General features: G+C 64.6%; 18 protein-coding genes. 3 read left to right on the forward strand and 15 right to left on the reverse strand.

The window, feature by feature from the left end:
• Positions 1-50 precede the first annotated feature (50 nt).
• The 5 genes from BHD08_RS02840 to leuS all read right to left on the reverse strand — a co-directional run bounded on the left by BHD08_RS02840 (position 51) and on the right by leuS (position 5,985).
• Positions 51-1,349, reverse strand: coding sequence for a lytic murein transglycosylase (locus tag BHD08_RS02840; protein ID WP_125020740.1), 1,299 nt, complete (start codon positions 1,347-1,349; stop codon positions 51-53).
• A 62-nt stretch (positions 1,350-1,411) separates the two neighbouring features.
• A complete protein-coding gene (arfA, locus tag BHD08_RS02845) occupies positions 1,412-1,570 on the reverse strand; it encodes an alternative ribosome rescue factor ArfA (RefSeq protein WP_125020741.1) in 159 nt (52 codons plus the stop codon).
• 93 nt (positions 1,571-1,663) lie between these two features.
• Entirely contained in the window at positions 1,664-2,692 is a 1,029-nt protein-coding gene (holA, locus tag BHD08_RS02850) for a DNA polymerase III subunit delta (protein WP_015275513.1), read from the reverse strand.
• A 37-nt stretch (positions 2,693-2,729) separates the two neighbouring features.
• Entirely contained in the window at positions 2,730-3,335 is a 606-nt protein-coding gene (gene lptE, locus BHD08_RS02855; RefSeq protein ID WP_125020742.1) for an LPS assembly lipoprotein LptE, read from the reverse strand.
• Positions 3,336-3,378: 43 nt separating this feature from the next.
• On the reverse strand, positions 3,379-5,985 hold the full coding sequence (gene leuS, locus BHD08_RS02860) for a leucine--tRNA ligase (protein ID WP_125020743.1): 2,607 nt from the start codon (positions 5,983-5,985) through the stop codon (positions 3,379-3,381).
• A 263-nt stretch (positions 5,986-6,248) separates the two neighbouring features.
• On the opposite strand from leuS, the gene BHD08_RS02865 reads away from it, so the two are divergent.
• Together BHD08_RS02865 and BHD08_RS02870 are read left to right on the forward strand one after the other, a co-directional pair.
• Positions 6,249-6,698 carry a hypothetical protein gene (locus tag BHD08_RS02865; RefSeq protein ID WP_177412618.1) on the forward strand — a complete coding sequence of 150 codons (450 nt, stop codon included), beginning with the start codon at positions 6,249-6,251 and terminating at the stop codon, positions 6,696-6,698.
• Between the two features lie 66 nt (positions 6,699-6,764).
• Entirely contained in the window at positions 6,765-7,538 is a 774-nt protein-coding gene (locus BHD08_RS02870) for a YdcF family protein (protein ID WP_125020744.1), read from the forward strand.
• A gap of 104 nt (positions 7,539-7,642) precedes the next feature.
• Here the strand turns inward: BHD08_RS02870 and lnt are convergent, their stop codons facing one another.
• The 10 genes from lnt to BHD08_RS02920 form a co-directional block, all read right to left on the reverse strand.
• The gene (gene lnt / locus BHD08_RS02875) at positions 7,643-9,151 is read right to left on the reverse strand and encodes an apolipoprotein N-acyltransferase (RefSeq protein WP_125020745.1); all 1,509 of its coding nucleotides are present in this window, start codon (positions 9,149-9,151) and stop codon (positions 7,643-7,645) included.
• 116 nt (positions 9,152-9,267) lie between these two features.
• Entirely contained in the window at positions 9,268-10,110 is an 843-nt protein-coding gene (locus BHD08_RS02880) for an HlyC/CorC family transporter (protein WP_015275519.1), read from the reverse strand.
• Positions 10,111-10,119: 9 nt separating this feature from the next.
• Positions 10,120-10,602 (reverse strand): rRNA maturation RNase YbeY, encoded by a 483-nt coding sequence (gene ybeY, locus BHD08_RS02885; RefSeq protein ID WP_125020746.1) that lies wholly within the window; start codon positions 10,600-10,602, stop codon positions 10,120-10,122.
• Positions 10,595-11,602: a PhoH family protein gene (locus tag BHD08_RS02890; protein ID WP_106157480.1), complete on the reverse strand. Its 1,008-nt coding sequence runs from the start codon at positions 11,600-11,602 to the stop codon at positions 10,595-10,597. The genes ybeY and BHD08_RS02890 overlap by 8 nt, the downstream gene beginning before the upstream one ends.
• A gap of 118 nt (positions 11,603-11,720) precedes the next feature.
• Positions 11,721-13,034 (reverse strand): tRNA (N6-isopentenyl adenosine(37)-C2)-methylthiotransferase MiaB, encoded by a 1,314-nt coding sequence (gene miaB, locus BHD08_RS02895; protein ID WP_106157481.1) that lies wholly within the window; start codon positions 13,032-13,034, stop codon positions 11,721-11,723.
• 95 nt (positions 13,035-13,129) lie between these two features.
• Positions 13,130-13,666, reverse strand: coding sequence for a tetratricopeptide repeat protein (locus tag BHD08_RS02900; RefSeq protein WP_015275523.1), 537 nt, complete (start codon positions 13,664-13,666; stop codon positions 13,130-13,132).
• A 117-nt stretch (positions 13,667-13,783) separates the two neighbouring features.
• Positions 13,784-14,407 carry a hypothetical protein gene (locus BHD08_RS02905; protein WP_125020747.1) on the reverse strand — a complete coding sequence of 208 codons (624 nt, stop codon included), beginning with the start codon at positions 14,405-14,407 and terminating at the stop codon, positions 13,784-13,786.
• Between the two features lie 8 nt (positions 14,408-14,415).
• On the reverse strand, positions 14,416-15,699 hold the full coding sequence (gene hemL / locus BHD08_RS02910; RefSeq protein WP_125020748.1) for a glutamate-1-semialdehyde 2,1-aminomutase: 1,284 nt from the start codon (positions 15,697-15,699) through the stop codon (positions 14,416-14,418).
• A gap of 55 nt (positions 15,700-15,754) precedes the next feature.
• The gene (thiE, locus tag BHD08_RS02915) at positions 15,755-16,396 is read right to left on the reverse strand and encodes a thiamine phosphate synthase (RefSeq protein ID WP_015275526.1); all 642 of its coding nucleotides are present in this window, start codon (positions 16,394-16,396) and stop codon (positions 15,755-15,757) included.
• A gap of 14 nt (positions 16,397-16,410) precedes the next feature.
• Entirely contained in the window at positions 16,411-17,205 is a 795-nt protein-coding gene (locus tag BHD08_RS02920) for a hydroxymethylpyrimidine/phosphomethylpyrimidine kinase (RefSeq protein ID WP_125020749.1), read from the reverse strand.
• Positions 17,206-17,427: 222 nt separating this feature from the next.
• On the opposite strand from BHD08_RS02920, the gene BHD08_RS02925 reads away from it, so the two are divergent.
• Complete coding sequence (locus tag BHD08_RS02925; RefSeq protein WP_125020750.1) at positions 17,428-19,428, forward strand: hybrid sensor histidine kinase/response regulator; 2,001 nt, start codon at positions 17,428-17,430, stop codon at positions 19,426-19,428.
• Positions 19,429-19,522 lie beyond the last annotated feature (94 nt).

A 19,522-nucleotide genomic window follows, 5' to 3' on the forward strand; every position in this document is an offset into this window, starting at 1 on the left:
CAAAAGCCCCGGCATGACCGGGGCTTTTTCGTGTCTACTGTGTTTGGCAATCAGGGTTGCGCGCGCAGACGGCCGAGCAGTTCCTGGGTCGGGTGGCCATCGGCTGGCCAGCCCAGGCGTTGCTGGAAGCCGCGGATGGCCTTGCGGGTATTGGCGCCGATGATGCCATCCGGTGTGCCCGGGTCGAAGCCTTGGGTGACGAGGCGCTCCTGCAATTCCAGACGCTCGGAGCGACTGAGCGGCTGCTCACCGCGTGGCCAGCTGCCGGCAACCTGTCCCTTGCCTTGGAAGTTCTCCGCCAGCAAACCGATCGCCAGCGCATAGGCCGAAGAATTGTTGTAGCGCAGGATGGCGCGGAAATTATCCATGATGAGGAATGCTGGGCCGCGGTGGCCGGCTGGCAGCAGCAGGCTGGCGTTGGCTTCGTCCTGGCCGCTGGGCAGGCCATAGAGGCCGAGGCGGCGCCATTCGGCAAGCGGCTTGCGGATCTCGTTGTCGGCCAGGGCGTAGTCGAAGCCTTTCGGCAGCTGCACCTCGAATCCCCAGGGTTGCCCTTGTTTCCAGCCGGATGCCTGCAGGTAGTGCGCTGCCGAAGCCAGGGCATCGGCGGAGCTGTTCCAGATGTCGCGCTTGCCGTCGCCGTCGAAATCCACGGCATGGGTGTTGTAGGTGGTCGGAATGAACTGCGTCTGTCCCATGGCGCCGGCCCAGGAACCGCGCATGCGCTGTGGCGCAACATCGCCATGTTGGAGGATTTCCAGTGCGGCGATCAGCTGGCTCTTGGCGAATGCCGGGCGGCGGCCTTCATGGGCAAGCGTCGCCAGCGAGCGAATGACCGACTTGTCGCCCATGATCTGGCCGAAGCTGCTCTCCAACCCCCAGACCGCGACTAGGGTTTCGCGATCGACGCCGTAGCGAGCCTCGATCTTGTCCAGTGTGGCGGCATGCTCGCTGAGTAGGCGCTGGCCGCTGCGCACGCGCTGGGGGGAAATGGCGCCTTCGAGGTACTGCCACACGGGACGAGTGAATTCAGGCTGGCTACGATCGGCCGCGATCACTGCGGGATCGGGTTCGATGCCGGCGAACGCCTGGTCGAAGGTCTTGGCGGAAATACCTGCCGCCAGGGCTTCGCTACGAAACTGATCGCGCCACTGGCTGAAGCTCAGATGAGGACTCTCGGGGACCAGCTCGACCGCGGCGGCGTTGCTATGCGAGTTTGTTGACGGTGGGGCATTACTGACCAGAGTGGACTGCGCGAGGGGTTCGGCTGCACAGGCAACGACCAGGCTCATCGCCGAAGCGGCGACCAGGGTACGAAGCAGCAGAACGGGAACGAAGGTGTGATACATGCACCACTCTCGAAACGTGTCGTCGGCCGCAGACATTATCACGCTTTGGCGGTGTTGGGTTTTCAGGCTGCCAGAAGGACCGAAGCCTCCCAGTTGGTGGACTGGGAGGCTTCGCGACGGTAGCTGCCTTTGCCTTTTTTCGGCGTTTCCTGGCGTTGGCGGAACAGGGGTTGCGCGACCAGGCTTTTGGCCTTGTTCGGCCGTTTCTTGCGTGTGCTCATCCGATTTCCCTCATGGTGGCCCACTATCGGGCGAGGGCATCATAGGCCTTGTGCAAAAATTGTCCAGTGCGGACCAGTGAAGCGTTCTGGCTGCTAGGCGCCGATCCGGCGGCCGCTCAGCTGCAGGCAGATATCGGCCAGCCCGATCCACGGATCGCCGGCCGCCTGGCCCTTGATCTGCTCGTCAATGCGTTGCGCATCCATCAGCAATCGGCTCCAGCCGGCCACGTTGTGCCGCTGCAGTGCCTTGGAAATCAGCGGACGGCGCTTGTCCCACACCGGTGGGCGGGCCTGGCTGAAGGCGCGGTCGAGCGGGATACCCTGGGCATACTGCTGAGCGATATTGGCCAGCAGGCGCAGTTCGCGCGCCAGGGCCCAGAGGATCACTGGCGCTTCGACCCCTTCACCGCGCAGCCCTTCCAGCATGTGTAGCGCGTGAGCCGCCTGGCCATGCAGGGTGGCGTCGATCAGGCCGAAGACATCGTAGCGGGCGCTGTCGGCGACTGCGGCTTGCACAGTGTCCGCGGTGACCTGCCCGGCTTCGGCAAGCAGTTTGAGCTTCTCGATTTCCTGTGCCGCAGCCAACAGATTGCCTTCAACCCGGGCGGCGATCAGTTCAACCGCCTCCTGATCGGCGGACAGGCCCGCCTGGGCCAGGCGTTGGCGAATCCATTGCGGCAACTGCGCGGCATCTACCGGCCAGATCTGCAGGAACTGCACGTCCTTGCCGTCGATCAGCGCTTTCGCCCATTTGGTCTTCTGCGTGCTGCCATCGAGCTTGGGCAGGCTGATCAGCAGCACGGTGTCCTCGGCCGGGCGCGCCAGGTAGTCCAGCAGCGCCGCGGCGCCCTTGTCCCCGGGCTTGCCGTTGGGAATGCGCAGTTCAAGCAGGCGCTTCTCGGCGAACAGCGACAGGCTGGCACCGGCCTCGATCAGCTGGCCCCAGTCGAAGCCGGTTTCCACATGAAAGACCTGACGCTCGCTGAAACCTTGTGCGCGCGTCGCAGCACGGATCGCGTCGCAGGCTTCCTGGCACAACAGGTGTTCATCGCCACAGACGACGTAAACCGGCGCCAGCGGGCCTTGCAGGTGTTTGCCGAGCTGAGCGGGAGAAAGCTTCATGATGCGAAGACGGGGGCCTTGAGGCCCCCGTTACCTGTTACTGGATGGGCAGCTGGATGGGCGACTGTTGCGGCTGTGCATCCTGGGCGCGACGGGCTGCTTCCATGGCTTCAGCCTCGGCACGTGCCTTTGCTTCGGCTTCCTGCTGCAGGCGATCGAGCTGCGAAGGCGTGATGCGCTGGATGCGCAGGGCCAGTTGTTGCAGCAGCTCGCGGCGCATTTCCTGGCGCAGTTGATCGCCTTCCTGGGACGAGCCGATCAGGTTGTTGCTGTCGTGCACGTAGACCTTCTGCACTTCGATGCTGTCTTCGAGTAGCAGCAGATTCTGCGGGCCGCGGAATTCATAGTCGAGGATGCTGGTCAGTTCGTACTCAGCGCTGCGTGCCGAGCTGGTGTAGCTCGCGGTGCGCTGGCGGGTCTGTTCGTTGGCCAGGTTGAGGCTGTACTTGGCGGCCGGAGTGACGCGTACGCCGTTGCTCTTGAGCAGGTCTTCGAGCTGCTGCACCGTTTCGCCGTAGCTGTTGCGTGCTTGCAGGTTGACTTCCTTGAGGCCGAACTCGACGTCGCCGGTGCCGCGCAGCTGGAAGCCGCAGGCACTCAGCAGCAGTGTCAGGCCCAGCACCATCAGATTCCGTTTGTTCATCTTGTTATCCCCTTGCAGGCCCGACGCGGACGCCGGGGCCGAATCAGTTAGCGACGATATTGACCAGTTTGCCCGGCACCACGATGACCTTGCGGATGGTCAGGCCTTCGGTAAAGCGCAGCACGTTCTCGTTGCTGCGGGCAGCGGCCTCGACTTCCTCGCGAGTGGCGGCGGCCGCTACTTCGATCTGGCCGCGCAGCTTGCCGTTGACCTGCACCACCAGGGTCAGGCTGTCCTGCACCAGGGCGGATTCGTCGACCTTCGGCCATGAGGCGTCGATGATCGCGCCCGGCTTGCCGAGTTGCTGCCAGAGTTCGTGAGAAATATGCGGTGTGATCGGCGCGAGCAGCAGGGCGACAGTTTCCAGACCTTCCTGCAGCAGGGCGCGGTCCTGTTCGGTGGCGGTCGCGGCTTTCTCCAGCACGTTCATCAGCGTCATCACCTGGGCGATGGCGGTGTTGAATTTGTGGTGCTGGCCGACATCGACGCTGGCCTGCTTGATGGCCAGGTGGATCGCCCGGCGCACCGCCTTCTGCTCGTCGCTCAGGCTGGCGGTATCCAGCGCGCCCACGACACCTGCGCTGACATGTGCATGCGCCAGACGCCAGACGCGGCGCAGGAAGCGGCTCGCGCCCTCGACACCGGAGTCGGACCATTCCAGGCTCATGTCCGGCGGCGAGGCGAACATCATGAACAGGCGGCAGGTGTCGGCACCGTAGGCGTCGATCATGGCCTGCGGGTCGACGCCGTTGTTCTTCGACTTGGACATCTTCTCGGTGCCGCCGATCTCCACCGGTAGGCCATCGCTGGCGAGCTTGGCGCCAATGACCTTGGCCTTGGCATCGCGCTCGACGATTACGTCGGCCGGGTTGAACCAGTCCTTGCCGCCATTTTCCAGTGTGCGGTAGTAGGTGTCGGCCACGACCATACCCTGGGTCAGCAGGTTCTTGAACGGCTCGTTGGAGCTGACCAGCCCCTCGTCGCGCATCAGCTTGTGGAAGAAGCGCGCGTAGAGCAGGTGCAGAATCGCGTGTTCGATACCGCCGATGTACTGATCCACCGGCAGCCAGTGATTGGCGGCGGCCGGGTCGACCATGCCCTGATCGTAGTGGGGGCTGGCGTAGCGGGCGAAGTACCAGGACGACTCGACGAAGGTGTCCATGGTGTCGGTTTCGCGCTTGGCCGGTGCGCCGCACTTCGGGCAGCTACATTCGTAGAATTCGGGCATGCGCGCCAGCGGGCTGCCGGCGCCGTCCGGTACCACGTCTTCCGGCAGCACGACGGGCAACTGGTCTTCGGGGACCGGCACATCGCCGCAGCTGTCGCAATGGATGATCGGGATCGGGCAACCCCAGTAGCGCTGGCGGCTGATGCCCCAGTCGCGCAGGCGGAACTGGGTGCGCGCCTGGCCGAGGCCCTTCTTCTGCAGTGCCACTTCGATGGCGTCGAATGCACCCTCGAAATCGAGGCCGTCGAAGATGCCGGAATTGATCAGCTCACCGTGCTCGCCGTAGGCGTCCTGCCAGGGCGACGGAGTCAGGTCGCCGGCGCTGGTGCGTACCACTGGCTTGATCGGCAGGCCGTACTTGCTGGCGAATTCGAAGTCGCGCTCGTCGTGCGCCGGCACGGCCATGACCGCGCCTTCGCCGTAGTTCATCAGTACGTAGTTGGCGACCCACACCGGCAGCAACTCTCCGGTCAGCGGATGCTGCACGCGCAGAGAAGTGGCCAGGCCCTTCTTCTCCTGGGTGGCGATGTCGGCTTCGGCGACGCCGCCGCGCTTGCACTCGTCGATGAAGGCCTGCAGCTCGGGATCGTTCTGCGCCGCCAGGGTAGCCAGCGGGTGTTCGGCGGCCACCGCGACGTAGGTCGCACCCATCAGCGTATCGGGACGGGTGGTGAAGACCTTCATCTGACCTTCGCTGCCGATGCTGGCAATGTCGTAGGGGAAGCTGATTTCCATGCCGCGCGACTTGCCGATCCAGTTGCGCTGCATGGTCTTGACCTGTTCCGGCCAGCCATCCAGTTCGTCCAGGCTCTCCAGCAGCTCATCCGCGTAGGCGGTGATCTTGAAGTAGTACATCGGGATTTCGCGCTTCTCGATCAGTGCGCCCGAGCGCCAGCCGCGGCCGTCGATGACCTGCTCGTTGGCCAGCACGGTCTGATCGACCGGGTCCCAGTTGACGGTGCCGTTCTTGCGATATATCACGCCCTTCTGATACAGGCGGGTGAACAGCCATTGCTCCCAACGGTAGTAGTCGGGCTTGCAGGTGGTGACTTCACGCGTCCAGTCGACCGCCAGGCCCAGACTTTTCAGCTGGGCCTTCATGTAGGCGATGTTTTCGTAGGTCCACTTGGCCGGCGCCACCTGATTCTTCATCGCGGCGTTTTCTGCCGGCATGCCGAAGGCGTCCCAGCCCATGGGCTGCAGCACGTTCTTGCCCTGCATGCGCTGATAGCGGGCGATCACGTCACCGATGGTGTAGTTGCGCACGTGACCCATGTGCAGCTTGCCGCTGGGGTAGGGGAACATCGACAGGCAATAGAAGGTGTCCTTGCCTGGCTGTTCGCTCACTTCAAAGGATTTCTGCGAATCCCAGTGGGACTGCGCGGCGGCTTCGATTTCGCGGGGCTGATACTGTTCGTGCATGGCTACTGGCGTTGGGATGGGGGCTGGCTCTCCGCAAATATGCTGGCGCAGGCTCGTCTGGCAGGTCCGGCGGAACTGGCGCAAACGCGGCCCTGCGGGCTGCGGGCGGAGGCATGGAAGCGCCGTAGCATACATGACCCCCCGCGGCCTAGGGAAACCCGATTTGCCGTAGCCGACAGGGGTTCCGTCCGTCGCACGCGGCTTGGGCGAGTCAGGCTGAGCTACGCTTGATCCAGGGGCGGGATGAATGCGAGGTGAGTTTGATGAACAGAGAACAGCAGTCGGAGGACGGCAGTCTTTATGCGCGGGTGTTGCAACGACTGAGTTCAGCGTTGCAGGAAGCGGAGCGGAGTACGACCGGCGAAACAGGCGCGGGTGAACTGGAGGTGCGGGGGCTGACGCCGGCCGAATTCGAGCTGATCCGCGCCTATCTGCAGCGCGATTCGCAATGGCTTTCGGGCTGGCATGCAGCCGCGGAAGAGCAGGCCCATCTGAGCCGCCAGGCGTTGCGGCCGACGGTGCGCGGCGGTAGCCGGCAGCGGCATGGCTTGCGCACCAGACATGCCCCTGTGGCATTGCAGCAGACGCTCAGCTGCGCGCTGTGCAATGCCGAAGTGAGCTGGCCGGACGGCGCCGGCCCCGCCGCTTGCCCGGCTTGTGGCTCGCAGTTGCTGCGAGCGCGACAACGTCTGCATACCTATCCGAGGCACTGAGCCAAGCCTGCGCCGACAAAAGCGCTGACAGCCGCTAGAGTGTTGGCCTTTTGCCGGAGAGCTCGGATGCCGATTCGCTATTTCTTCAAGCAACTGCTGTTGCCACCGGGTCTGCTGCTGCTTCTGTTGCTGCTCGGATGGTGGCTGCGTCGTCGCGCGCCAAGACTGGCCGCGCTGTGCTTCGTCACCGGGTTCGCCGGGCTCTGGCTGATGAGTTTGCCGATCGTCGTAGAGTGGACGGCGCGTTTGGTCGAGAACGAGCCGGCTCTCGTCGAGGCGCAATGGTCAGGATTGGCGGAGCAGGCGGGTGCCATTGTGGTGTTGGGCGCGGGTCGCGAGCAGAACGATCCGGCCTGGGGCGGCGATCAGCCTGGCTACATCGCCCTTGAGCGGCTGCGCTATGCAGCGCGCGTAGCGAAAGCATCCGGGCTGCCGATTCTCACCAGCGGCGGCCTGCACTACGGCCAGCCGCCCAGTGAGGCGATGCTCGGCGCAGAGGTACTTCAGCGCGACCTGGATGTCACCACGCGCTGGCTCGAGGAGCGCAGCCGCACCACCTGGGAAAACGCGCTGTACAGTGCCGAAATGCTGCGTGCGGCCGGTGTCGAGTGGGTGGTTCTGGTTACTTCGGCATCGCATATGCCGCGTTCGCGCTGGTGCTTCGAGCAGAACGGCATTGAGGTCATCGCCGCGCCAGTGGGTTTCATGGGCGTGCCCAATGGTCGGCCGTTGCACGGCTGGCTGCCGGAAGCAAAGGCGTTCTGGCAGAACGGCATGCTGCTCAACGAAGTGGTCGGGATGGCGGTCTATCCGCTGGTTTACCGCTCTGCGGCAGAGTGAGGCGACGACCTGATTCTTGCGCGGTTTGCCTGGCCTGACTTGCGTGCAGCGTCGGCAGGCATCGGCACCTGGCGCCGATGCCTGCCTTCTGAACGGCTATCGGACTAAGCCTTGCGCCTGATCAGCGCCCAGCCGAGCAGCAACACGCATACCGCGATCAGCGGCCAGGAGCGCCAGCGCAGGTAGGGCGTCAGCCCCTGCATCGGCGTGACCTCGCCATACAGCACCGCCTGTTCGAACTGCGGAATCTGCTCAGTGATGTCCCCGTAAGGGTCGATCAGCACGGTAATGCCGTTGTTGGTTGCGCGGATCATCCAGCGTCCGGCTTCCAGCGCGCGCATCTGTGCCATCTGCAGATGCTGCAGCGGGCCGATGGAGCGGCCGAACCAGGCGTCGTTGCTCACCGTCAGCAGCAGGTCGCTCTGCGCGGCGAGGCCGGCAGCGAACTCCGGATAAACCACCTCGTAGCAGATGTACGGTGCGATCTGCAGTCCCTTGGCCTGCAGCAGCGGCTGGCCGGACTCGCCGCGGGCGAAATCGGACATCGGCAGGTCGAAGAAGGCGATCAGGCCGCGCAGCAGATCCTGCAGTGGCACGTACTCACCGAAAGGCACCAGCTTCTGCTTGAGGTAGCTGCCGCTGGCATCACCGGCTGTGGTCAGGCCGTTGTAGTAGCGCAGTTCGCCGTCGGCGTTGGGCTGGCGTACCGGAACGCCGGTGATCAGGGCCGCGTCGCGCTGTTCGGCGAAGCCGGCCATCATCTTCAGATAGCCCTCAGCGTGTTCCTTGAGGATCGGCACAGCAGTCTCCGGCCAGACGATCAGGTCCGCCGGGCGGCTGCGAAAGGTCATGTCGCGATACAGCAGCAGCTGCATCTCGAGCTTCTTCGGGTCCCACTTCATGCTTTGCGCGACGTTGCCCTGCACCGCGGCGACGCTGAGCGGCTCACCCTTGGGCGTCGTCCAGGCATGCCCGTTCAGCAGCAGCCCGGCAATCCAGGGCGCTGCCAGCAGCGCGATGGTCAGCGCCAGGCGCGGCTTATCGGCACGCAGGCGTGGTAGCGCGACCAGCAGCGTCGCGTTCAGTGCGATGGCAAAGCTCAGCAGCCAGACGCCGCCGAGCGGCGCCAAACCGGCCAGCGGGCCATCCAGCTGGCTGTAGCCGATGTACAGCCAGGGGAAGCCCGTGAGAATCCAGCCCCGCAGCGCATCGAATGCCAGCCAGAGCGCGCTGAAGGCCAGCGCATCACCAAGTGCGGAATGGCGATTGCGCAGCAGGCGTACCCAGAGCCAGCCAAGCAGCGCGAAGAACAGTGCCAGCCCGGCGACAAAGCCCAGCGTGAGCAGGCCGGCCAGCGCCGGCGACGCCGCGCCGAAATCATGAATGCTCACATAGACCCAGCTGACACCCGAGGCGAACAGACCAAAGCCATAGCACCAACCGCGCTGTGCCGCCTGCTTCGCTGCGGTTTCGCGCAGGCCGAGGTACAGCAGCGCCACCGACAGCAGGGCCAATGGCCAGATGTCGAAGGGCGCCAGGGATAGGGTGGTCAGCGTGCCGGCGACCAGGGCCAGCAGATTGCCCGGCCAGCCGGGGCGGGTGATCCAATGCATGGAGGTTCCTTGCGCAATAGATGCGGGAGGGGAGGCTAAGGGCAATGGGGCGGCCGGGCAAGCCGGTTCGGCGCGAGCTCCGCGCAGGCTGGCTGCGCGGAGCTATTCGGCGCGTTCTACGCGCTTTCCGTGCGGCTCAGGCGCAGCATGTGCACGCGGCGGCTGTCGGCGTTCAGTACGCGCACGCGGAAGCCGTCGATCTCGGTCACCTCGTTGCGCTTGGGCAGGTGGCCGAAGGTGCTCATCACCAGGCCTGCAACGGTATCGAACTCGTCGTCGGGGAAGGCGCTGCCGAAATATTCGTTGAAGCTGTCGATCGGCGTCAGCGCCTTGACCAGGAAGTCGCCGCTGGGCAACGGGCGGATATAGCTGTCTTCCTCGACGTCGTGCTCGTCCTCGATATCTCCGACGATCTGCTCGAGCACGTCCTCGATGGTTACCAGGCCGGCCACGCCGCCGTATTCGTCGATGACGATGGCCATGTGGTTGTGATTGGCGCGGAACTCGCGCAGCAGGACGTTGAGACGCTTGGATTCGGGCACGAACGTGGCCGGGCGCAGCAGATCCTTGATGTCGAAATTCTGCTGATCCTCCTTGAGGATCAGTGGCAGCAGATCCTTGGCCAGCAGCACGCCGATCACTTCGTCCAGGCTTTCACCGACGACCGGATAGCGCGAATGCGCGGCGGCGATGATGGCTGGCAGGAATTCACGTGGCGACTGGTCGGCCCGGATGCTGATGACCTGCGAGCGCGGCACCATGATGTCGCGTACCTGCAGGTCGGCGACCTGGATGGCGCCCTCGACGATGGCCAGTGCTTCGTTGTCGAGCAGCTTGTTCTGATGGGCTTCGCGCAGGACTTCCAGCAGCTCCTGGCGATTCTTGGGTTCATGGGCAAAAGCCTGGGTGATTCTTTCCAGCCAGGTCTTTTGCCCGCTGATCGATCGATCTTCGCTCATGTCGTTGACTCAAGAGTCCTTGCAAGTGCCCGAAGCGGGCGATTCTTCAGCATAGGGGTCGGGATGACCCAGTTCGGCCAGCAGCTGACGTTCCAGATCTTCCATCTCCTCGGCTTCGTCATCATCGATGTGATCGTAGCCAAGCAGATGCAGGCAGCCGTGAATGACCAGGTGCGCCCAATGTGCGGTCAGCGCCTTGCCCTGTTCCTCCGCCTCGCGCTCGACCACCGGCACACAGATGACCAGGTCGCCGAGCAGCGGAATATCCAGCATTTCGTCGGGGACGTCGGCGGGGAACGACAGCACGTTGGTCGCGTAATCCTTCTGCCGCCAGGTGCGATTGAGCTCACGGCCTTCCTCCTTGTCGACCAGGCGAATGGTCAGTTCGGAGTCGCCACTGCGCTGACGTAGCGCCAGTTCACACCAGTGCTGCAGATCAGCGAGGGACGGCGCCGCGCCAGTGCTGGCGCACTGCAGGTCAAGCTCAATCACCGGCGGCATCCTGCGCGGCGCGCTTGCTGGCCGGCGACTGGCGATCCTCGAAGGACTCGTAGGCCTCGACGATGCGCTGCACCAGCGGATGGCGGACCACATCCTTGGGCTTGAAGTGGGTAAAGCTGATGCCGTTGACGTCCTTCAGTACCTCGATGACATGCGCCAGACCGCTTTTGGTGCCGCGGGGCAGGTCGACCTGGGTGATGTCGCCGGTAATCACCGCGGTGGAGCCGAAGCCGATCCGCGTGAGGAACATCTTCATCTGCTCCTGGGTGGTGTTCTGGCTCTCATCGAGGATGATGAAACTGTTGTTCAGCGTGCGCCCGCGCATGTAGGCCAGTGGAGCGATCTCGATCACCTGCTTCTCGATCAGCCGCGCTACATACTCGAAGCCGAGCATCTCGTAGAGGGCGTCGTACAGCGGGCGCAGGTAGGGATCGATCTTCTGCGCCAGGTCGCCGGGCAGGAAGCCGAGCTTTTCGCCAGCCTCGACTGCCGGGCGTACCAGCAGGATGCGCCGTACCTGCTCGCGCTCCAGCGCATCCACCGCGCAGGCGACTGCCAGGTAGGTCTTGCCGGTACCGGCCGGGCCGACGCCGAAGTTTATGTCGTTGTCGAGGATGGCTTTGACGTAGCGCTGCTGATTGGCGCCGCGCGGACGGATCATGCCTTTCTTGGTGCGCAGGGCGACGCCCTGGTGCGCGTTCGGATTGGCCAGCTCTTCCATCCCGGATTCCTGCAGGTACAGATGCACCATGTCGGGGGAGAGCTCGGTGTTCTTGGTTTCCCGGTACAGCCGGCGCAAGAGTTGCTCGGCAGACTTGGCCACGTCGGCCGGGCCGATCAGCTCGAACTGATTGCCGCGGTTGCGGATTTCCAGTTCCAGGCGCTGCTCGATCAGGCGCAGATGCTCATCGAATTGGCCGCAGAGGTTGGCGAAGCGACGGGCTTCAAAGGGTTCGAGGGTGAAGCGATGCGGTTCTATGGGTGCGTTCAAGGGCTTTATTTGTGGCCGTGGTCGGCGGAATGATGGGAGAAGAATAGCGCCGCGGGCGCAAAGCGGAAAGCGCAGGTGGTCGCGGCCCCAATCCATATAGGGGCCGCAGTCGCGTTTCTCAAGACAGCAGGCTGCCACGCAGCGAATGCGGCAGCGCATCGTCGATGTGCACGTCGACGAACTGGCCGATCAGTCGAGGGTTGTCGCAGCGGAAATTGACGATGCGGTTGTGCTCGGTCCGGCCTTGCAGCATGCCCGGGTCCTTCTTCGAGTAATCGCTGACAAGGATGCGCTGGGTCGTGCCCACCATCCGCCGGCTGTTCTCGAAACCCTGCTGGTTGATGCGTTGCTGCAGGATAGCCAGCCGCTGCTTCTTCACGTCGTCCGGTGTGTCGTCGATCAGGTCCGCAGCCGGCGTGCCGGGGCGTGCGCTGTAGACGAAGGAGTAGGAGAAATCGAAGCCGACGTCTTCGATCAGCTTCATGGTCTGCTCGAAGTCCTTGTCGGTCTCGCCGGGGAAGCCGACGATGAAATCCGAGCTGATCAGGATATCCGGTACCGCCGCGCGCAACCGACGGATGCGCGACTTGTATTCCAGCGCGGTGTGGTTGCGCTTCATCGCCGCGAGGATGCGGTCGGAGCCGGCCTGCACCGGCAGGTGAAGGTATTTGACCAGCTGCGGAATGTCGGCGTGTGCCTGGATGATGGCGTCGGAGAACTCCAACGGGTGGCTGGTGGTGTAGCGAATCCGGCCGATGCCTTCGATCGCGGCGACCGCGTGCAGCAGGTCGGCAAAATCATGCCCGTCGTGGCGGTAGCCGTTGACGTTCTGTCCCAGCAGGGTGACTTCCTTCACGCCGTTCTCGGCGAGGTGGACGATTTCCGCCAGCACGTCGGCCAGCGGGCGGCTGACTTCCTCGCCACGGGTATAGGGCACCACGCAGAAGGTGCAGTACTTGCTGCAGCCTTCCATGACCGAGACGAACGCGCTGGGGCCATCGACGCGCGGCTCGGGCAGGCGGTCGAATTTCTCGATCTCGGGGAAGGAGATGTCCACCTGCGGCTTCTTGGTCGTGCGCGCGGCGTCGATCATTTCCGGCAGGCGATGCAGGGTCTGCGGCCCGAATACGACGTCGACGTACGGGGCGCGGTCGCGGATGGCCGCGCCTTCCTGACTGGCGACGCAGCCGCCAACGCCGATCACCAGCTGCGGATTATCCAGTTTCAGTTCGCGCCAGCGACCCAGTTGCGAGAAGACCTTTTCCTGGGCCTTTTCGCGAATCGAGCAGGTATTGAGGAGGATCACGTCGGCTTCAGCCGGGTTCTCGGTGATTTCCAAGGCCTGGTGTTCGCCCAGCAGATCCACCATGCGCGAGCTGTCGTACTCGTTCATCTGGCAGCCATGGGTTTCGATGAAAAGCTTGCGGGTCATGTTACGGGCCGGCGTTGTGCAAAAAATGACCGGCGATTATATGCCCACGGCCGGGCAGGGGAAAGCGCGGACGGATGCCGCAGTGTTTCTGCGGCTCAGGGGATCAGCGGCGCGTCGGCGGCCTGCAGTTGCATCAGGTAGTCGCGGAAAATCTGGCCGAGCACCTGGGTGGCAATCTCCAGCTCGTCGCGGCGCATCTGCGCGGAAACCCGGTCGGCGGTATCCAGTGCTTCGTCTTCGCCGTTGACCGCGGCCATCTTCAGCACGATATAGGCCTGCACGTTGTTGGCCTTGACGCCCTCACCACGAAAGAACATCACGCCGAGCCGGTGCTGTGCCGCCGCATGGCCGCGCAGGGATGCCTGTTCGAACCAATACAACGCCTTGGCCAGATCGCGCGGTGCACGGCGACCGTCGTAATGGAACTCGCCCAGCTCGTAAGCGGCTTGCACGTCGCCTTCGCTGGCAGCCTGTTGGCAGCTGCGCAGGGCTTCCGGCAGTTCTTCGGGGAGCGTGTCGAGCGCGCAGCGGGCAGTCGCCGGGATCAGCAAAGTGTTCCCGCCGGCCATGGCCGTGAGAGGCGAGAGAAGCAGCAGACAGCCCAAAGACAGGATGCGGCCGGTGCGGATCATGAAAATCTGGCGCCTCGAGGAGCAGGGCGGTAATGAAAGGCTGGAACGAGCCAGCCGTCACATTATGGATAAGCTGCAGTCTGCTTACAAAGCCTTTAACCGCCTGCCACCGGCTTTTTATGCGGCTGCCGGCTGGTCTCCGCCTGCGCTGCCCGGCAGGCGTCCCAGCAGGGCGGCGATAAACGGGCTGGCGATGGCCAGCAACAGTGGGCGCAGCTCGCTGAGCGGATTGTCCATCAGGATGCCTGCCGGCAGCGGTGCCGAGGCCAGGAGCAGCATGCCAGCGACCACTCCGGCAGCGGCCGGCAGACTCGCCGGCCATTGCAGTGCGCCGGCGTAGATGATCAGCAGCGCGCTGGTCAGCATCAGCCCGAGCGCGTAGGGCTCGCTCCAGCCAAGCTGCCGCGCCAGCTCGAAGAACACGCACAGCCCCAGCACCACGCGTCCCCAGTTCGGTCGGCTCCAAGTCCAGCGTCGTGCCAGGGTCAGCGCCGCCAGTGCAATCAGTGGCAGGCCGAGCAGCAAGGTGGCGCGCTCCAGCCACTGCTGGGCTTCCTCAAGATCGAGGCCGATCAGGCTCGCCGCAGCGCATGCACCGCTCGCCGCGGCGAGGATGAAACCCAGCATCGCGCTGAACAGTGCCGGCTGATCCGCTTCGCCGTAGTGGCGTCGGCTGCGGCCGATCCATACCGCGCTGGCGCCCGCCGCCAGGAACAGCAGTACCGCTTGCAGCAATTGCATCGTCTCGCTCACTTGAGCTTGGCGAAGGCGCGCTCGGCCGCCTCCAGGGTGATTGCCAGCTCGGTGTCGCCATGGGCGATGGAGGTGAAGCCGGCCTCGAACGCACTCGGCGCCAGGTAGACCCCGCCTTCGAGCATCAGATGGAAGAAGCGCTTGAAGCGATCGGCGTCGCTGGCCATGACATCGGCGAAGGTCACGATGTCGTCGGCGCCGCTGAAGTACAGGCCGAACATGCCGCCCACCTGGGTGGTGACGAACGGGATGCCGGCGGCATCGGCGCGGTCCTGCAGGCCCTGCAGCATACGGCTGGTGTAGGCGCTCAGCTCGTCGTGGAAGCCGGGACGGCTGATCAGGCCAAGGGTGGTCAGGCCGGCGGCCATGGCCAGCGGATTGCCCGACAGGGTACCGGCCTGATAGACCGGGCCGAGCGGAGCGATGCGTTCCATGATGGCGCGCTTGCCGCCGAAGCAGCCCACCGGCATGCCGCCGCCGATGATCTTGCCGAAGGTCGACAGGTCTGGCGTCACGCCGTAGTAGGCCTGGGCGCCGCCGAGGGCGACGCGGAAACCGGTCATCACTTCGTCGAAGATCAGCACTACCCCGTGTGCGTCGCACAGGCTACGCAGGCCTTCGAGGAAGCCCGGCGCTGGCGGCACGCAGTTCATGTTGCCGGCCACAGGCTCGACGATGATGCAGGCGACCTGCTCGCCCTTTTCCTTCAGTGTGGCTTCGACTTCAGCGAGGTCGTTGTAGGCCAGCGTCAGGGTGTGCTTGGCGAAGTCCGCCGGCACGCCTGCCGAACTCGGCACACCCTGGGTCAGGGCGCCGGAGCCGGCTTTCACCAGCAGGCTGTCGGAGTGACCGTGGTAGCAGCCTTCGAACTTGATGATGGCGTCGCGGCCGGTATAGCCACGGGCGAGGCGGATCGCACTCATGGTCGCTTCGGTGCCCGAGCTGACCATGCGCACCATCTCCATCGATGGCACCAGGCGGCAGACCAGCTCGGCCATCTCGGTTTCCATGGCGGTCGGCGCGCCGTAGGACAGCCCGTGTTCGAGCTGGCGACGCACGGCATCGAGCACCTCGGGATGGCTGTGGCCAAGGATCATCGGACCCCAGGAGCCGACATAGTCGACGTAGCGCTTGTCATCCTCGTCGATCACATAGGCGCCGGCGGCATGCTTGAGAAACAGCGGGGTGCCGCCGACGCTGCGGAAGGCGCGTACAGGAGAATTGACGCCGCCCGGGATGTGGGTCTGGGCGCTGGCGAAGAGGGTTTCGGAACGGGACATGCGGGCCTCGCAAAACAGGGGCTGACCGCCGTGGGGCGGGTCAGCCGTGGCGGAATCAGGGAGTATTGAACAACTGGCTGAACGCCCGGGCGCGGCGCTCGACCTCGGCCGGGCTGTCAGCGGCGAACAGGGCGTGCACCACGGCGATCATCTGCACGCCCTCGGCGAGCAGACTCGGTGCCGTTTCCGGCGTGATGCCACCGATAGCGACAATCGGCAGGCCAATGCGGGTGCGGGCCTCGCGCAGCAGCTGAGGATCGGCCGCAGGCGCACCTGGCTTTGTCTGCGACTGGAAGAAACGGCCAAAGGCGACGTAGCTGGCGCCGTCACGCGCGGCCTGTTCGGCCAGCGGCAGCTGCGCATGACAGGTGGCGCCGATGACTGCCTGGCGGCCGAGCAGGGCCCGGGCGACGGCCAGCGAGCCATCCTCCTGGCCGAGGTGCAGGCCGACGCCCAGTCGCGCCGCCAGTTCGGCGTCGTCGTTGATGATCAGTTGCGCGCCATGACGGGCACAGAGTTCCTGCAACGCATCGGCTTCACGCAAGCGACGCGCCTCGTCGCTGGACTTGTCGCGGTACTGCAGCAGCCGGGCGCCGCCTTTGAGTGCTGCTTCGACATAGGGCAGCAGGCGACCGTCGGCGAGCAGCTTGCTGTCGGTGATGGCGTACAGGCCGCGCAGGCGAGTCGAGTCCTTCATGCGCTGCTCTCCAGTCAGGCCAGGTCCAGCGGCAGGCGCCGGGGAATGTATTGCCCGTGGCCGGGCGCCTCGGCGTCGCGCAGGGTGCGCCAGGTGTAATCGAGTGCGGACCGGACTGCGCTGGTCAGCTCCTCACCCAGGGCCAGGCGGCCGGCGAGGGCGCTGGCCAGTGTGCAGCCGGAGCCGTGGTAACTGCCCGGCAGGCGCGCGCAGGTGAAATCGTGGCGACTGCCACCGCGGCAGTACAGACGATTGTGCACTTGGCTTTCGTCGCCGTGTCCACCGGTAATCAACAGGTGGCGGATATGCGGCAGCAGGCGTTCGGCGCATTCGTCCGCGCTGCCCTCGGGCAGCTCGGCGAGGATGCGCGCTTCCGGCAGGTTCGGCGTGGCGATGGTCGACACCGGAAACAGCCGCTCGCGCATGGCATAGCCGACATCATCCTTGCCCAGTGCGCCGCCGCCACCGGCGCGCAGCACCGGGTCGCAGACCAGTGGCACGCCGGGCAGCTTGCTCATGATCTCGAGGACGGTTTCGACCATCTCCACCGAGCCGAGCATGCCCAGCTTGACCGCTGCGATGGGCAGGTCGGCGGTCACCGCATTGGCCTGGGCGAGCACCCACTCGCGGTCGAGCACGCGGAAGTCGGAGACGTTGACGGTATCCTGCACGGTCAGTGCGGTGACGGTCGGCGCGGCGTGGCAGGCCTGCGCCAGCAGGGCTTCGATGTCCGCCTGCAAACCGGCTCCACCACTGGGGTCATGGCCGGAAAGACAGAGGACGACGGGGCGTGAAGTAGGGTTTTTCATGGCGTGCGAGCTTATCACCAAACCGCGCTGGCGGGACGCGGCAGTTGTGTGTCGATCCGCCATCGCTGCGATTGCCGGCCATCGGCTAATCCAGGCGCGAGCGATTCGCCTTTCCGGCGAGAACGAGCGCTGTGGTAGATTGCTGGCACTTTGATTTTCGGACGCAGCGGCGGGGTTCACGGGCGTGAATTCGCATTCGCCGCCCGGTCTGCACGAGGCATCATGCGGTACGTCTTCCTCTTTTTCCTGGCTCTTCTGCCTGTAGTGACCAGTGCTGTCGAACTCGACGAGCACACCCGTCACCTGCCGCTGGGCCAGGTCATGCAGGTGTTCGAGGACCCGCTCGGCGAAGCGCGCATAGAAGACATCACCTCGACGGCTTTCGAAAGCCGCTTTCAGCCTCATCAGAACGCCGTGTTCAATGCCGGCTATTCCCGCTCGGTGCATTGGGTGCGGGTCGACCTGAACTACCGGCCACAGACGGTGCAGGGAGCGCGGCGCTGGTTGCTGGAAGTGGCCTATCCGCCGCTGGACAGCCTGCAGCTGTATCTGGCCGATGGCCAGGGCGGCTACCGCCTGGCCGGGGATACCGGCGATACCAAGCCTTGGGCCAGCCGCGAAATCCGCCAGGGCAACTACCTGTTCGAGATCGAGCTGCAGCCTAACCAGCCGCAACGGGCCTATCTACGCGTTGCGAGCGAGGGGTCGATCCAGGTGCCGCTGAGCCTCTGGTCGCAGCATGCGTACCTCGAGGCGCAGCCCGGGCGCATCTATGTGCTGGGCATGATCTACGGCGTGTTGCTGGCGATGCTGGTCTACAACCTGTTCATCTATATCAGCATCCGCGACCAGAGCTATCTGTTCTACATCCTCTACATCGCCGCGTTCGGCCTCTACCAGGTCTCGGTGAACGGTGCCGGGGTGCAGTTTCTCTGGCCTGATCGGCCCTGGTGGGCCAACGCTGCCACGCCGTTGCTGATCGGTGCCACCGGGCTGTTCGGCTGCCTGTTCACGCGCAGCTTCCTGCGCACCGCCGAGCACAGCCGCTGGATGGACTGGCTGCTGCGGCTGATCATCGGCTTCTCCGTGGTGGTGATGGTGCTGGCGCTGACCACCGATTACGGCCTGTCGCTGCGCCTGGCGACTGCATTGGCGCTGCTGTTCACCCTGGCGGTGTTTGCCGCCGGCATCCTCGCCTGGCTGCGCGGCATGCGGGTGGCGCGCTACTTCATCATCGCCTGGAGTGCGCTGCTTATCGGTGGGCAGATCAACACGCTGATGGTGCTTGGCCATCTGCCGCACAATTTCCTGACCATGTATGCCAGTCAGCTGGGCGCCGCGCTGGAAGTGGTGCTGCTGTCGATGGCGCTGGCCGATCGTATCAATGCGCTCAAGGACGAGCGGGCGAAGATTCTGGAGAGCGCCCGCTCCGACTTGGAACAGCTCAACCGTGAGCTGGCCGAGAGCAACCGGCTGAAGGATGAATTTCTCTCCAACATCAGCCATGAGCTGCGCACGCCGATGATGGGCGTGATGGGCGCGCTGGAGCTGCTGCCCGCCTCCGAAACACCGGAAGAGCTGCAGCAGTATCAGAACATCGCCACCGGATCGGCGCGCGACATGATGCGTCTGGTGAATAACATCCTGGTGCTCAGCGAGCTGCGTGCCGGCAAGCTGCGCCTGCAGGATCAGCGGTTCAGTCTTCGCGAGACCGCAGCACGATTGCACCAGCAGTTCGCGCCCTTGGCCCGCGAAAAAGGGCTCGCCTTCGATCTCGACTTCGACGAACAGCTGCCGGATCGTGTTTACGGCGATGCCGAAAAGCTTGAGCAGTGCATCTGCCATCTGCTCGACAACGCGGTCAAATTCACCGCTCGCGGGGCGGTGAACCTGCGCTTCACGGGTGCGGTCGAGCCGCGCCAGCTGCAGCTGAACGTCGAAGTCATCGACAGCGGCATCGGCTTCAGCGATGCCGACCAGGCCTTCCTCTATCACCAGTTCCGCCAGGTGGACGGTTCGATGACGCGGCGCTATGGCGGCCTCGGCATCGGTCTGGCCATCAGTCGCGGCCTGATCGAACTGCTCGGCGGGCGGCTGGAGCAGCAGTCACGGCCGGGCCTGGGCAGCCGCTTCGGCATTCATCTGCGCTTTGCGCTGAATCCTTCGGATGGGCCTGCCTCCGACTCCTCGTCTGCCGTTCCGCCATCCGCGCCGATTGCCTGACGCGCGGACCTTTTGGCCGATACCTCGCTTCAACCGCCGCATGACAGCATGGTTCACTGCTGATCCATCGCCAGCGCCGACTATGCTTGCTGGC

Origin of the sequence: Pseudomonas sp. SCT (assembly GCF_003864275.1) — a bacterium.
GTDB classification, from domain to species: Bacteria; Pseudomonadota; Gammaproteobacteria; order Pseudomonadales; family Pseudomonadaceae; genus Stutzerimonas; species Stutzerimonas stutzeri_AE.